The sequence below is a fragment of the Candidatus Eisenbacteria bacterium genome (assembly GCA_030017955.1).
In the GTDB taxonomy this organism is placed as follows: Bacteria; Eisenbacteria; RBG-16-71-46; order JASEGR01; family JASEGR01; genus JASEGR01.
Genome location: JASEGR010000225.1, coordinates 1 through 1,434, shown reverse-complemented (window position 1 = coordinate 1,434; position 1,434 = coordinate 1). Strand labels below are relative to the sequence as shown.

At 53.8% G+C, this 1,434-nt stretch carries 1 protein-coding gene; it reads left to right on the top strand.

What is annotated here, in order from left to right:
• Positions 1-545: 545 nt before the first annotated feature.
• On the top strand, positions 546-1,196 hold the full coding sequence (locus QME66_13885; GenBank protein ID MDI6810031.1) for a sugar transferase: 651 nt from the start codon (positions 546-548) through the stop codon (positions 1,194-1,196).
• The last annotated feature ends 238 nt before the right edge of the window (positions 1,197-1,434 follow it).

The following is a 1,434-nucleotide window of genomic DNA, read 5'->3' as shown; positions in this document are numbered from 1 at the left end:
TCGCTGGAGGGAGCCGGATGAGCGCCCGCGCCATGCTGGCGCCGGCCCGGATCAGTTGCAAGGTCTGTCGGGCGGTCCCTGAAATCAGTTGACTTTGGCCGGGAACTGTGGTAATCTTATTTTGTCAACAAGTGGAGGAGGTGGTTCCAGAGAGTCGATTGCTACAGGGGTACGTTACTCGCAAAAGTGAGGAACGCCTAGTGAGGAAGTCCACGGTATTGACTAATCCTCACTGAGAGGACCGAAAGGTCTTTGGAGCAACTTGCGCGGCAAGAAAATGGTCCCCTATTGCAAAGACTCTCAGAGTTATCGGGGAAGCGGTTCCTTCACGGTAAATATTCGTGCTTCAGGCAACTCACTAGCATACGCTGTACAAACAAGCTCTTTGCCCCGAGATGCTGTCTCGGGGTTTTTCTATTCCTGACATGATTGAAGAAACCAGATCAAGTTCCAGAAACCCTGACGCCAGTTTTCGCGGCGACCGAGGATTGCTTGCCAGTCTTCCGGCGAGATCCGTCCGCGGCCAGAATATTGGGAACGTGACCATGCCGGCCATTGAATCGCTGATTGGTTTGGAGGCACGCCGGGATGGATTCTATCTGAGGCGTGGAAAGAGGATGCTGGATGTTGCGGCGAGTGCCGTAGCCCTAATCCTTTGTATTCCTGTTTACCTGGCAATAGCAATTGCCGTGAAGCTGGATTCGCGTGGACCTGTGTTCTACACGTCGACGCGGCTCGGCTTCAAAGGAAAACCTTTCCTGTTTTACAAGATTCGCTCCATGTACGAAGGCGCCCACGAATCACGGAAGAAACTGCTTCACCTGAATGAGGTCGATGGTCCCGTCTTCAAACTCTCCAATGACCCCCGCGTCACCAGAGTCGGAGCATTCCTGAGGAAGACAAGCCTTGATGAACTCCCTCAGCTCTTCAACGTTCTGAGGGGAGACATGAGCCTGGTCGGTCCGCGGCCCCCGATTCCTGAAGAAGTCGAAATGTACGAACCCTGGGAAAGAAGACGGCTGGATGTAAAACCAGGCCTGACCTGTCTCTGGCAGATAAGCGGAAGGAGCACCCTTGGTTTCAAGGAATGGATGAGGCTCGACATCGAGTACATAAGAAACCAATCCTTCTGGACTGACATACGGCTTCTCATCAGAACTATTCCCGCTGTCCTCTCAAGACGCGGGGCCTATTAGTGTCCCGTCGCTAAAATCCCCCAAGCTTTGGTATCTGAAGATGTCCTCCCCATCCTGCCGAAAATGTTGATCACGACCCATTGCTCCGCAACTGGTGCCCCGGTCCTCGCTCCCTCGAATCTGTGTGATGGCGACTGAGCCTTGGCTGTCTCCGCTCCGGGATGACCCATCTAGTGTCGTGTCCCGAAAGTTCCTTGTCTATGTCTTTGCCCCGCGACACGACACTTTCATAGGGGCT

Bases quoted from the DNA above. Each gene is read 5' to 3' on its own strand.
- QME66_13885 (MDI6810031.1), top strand. From the start codon at position 546: ATGCCGGCCATTGAATCGCTGATTGGTTTGGAGGCACGCCGGGATGGA.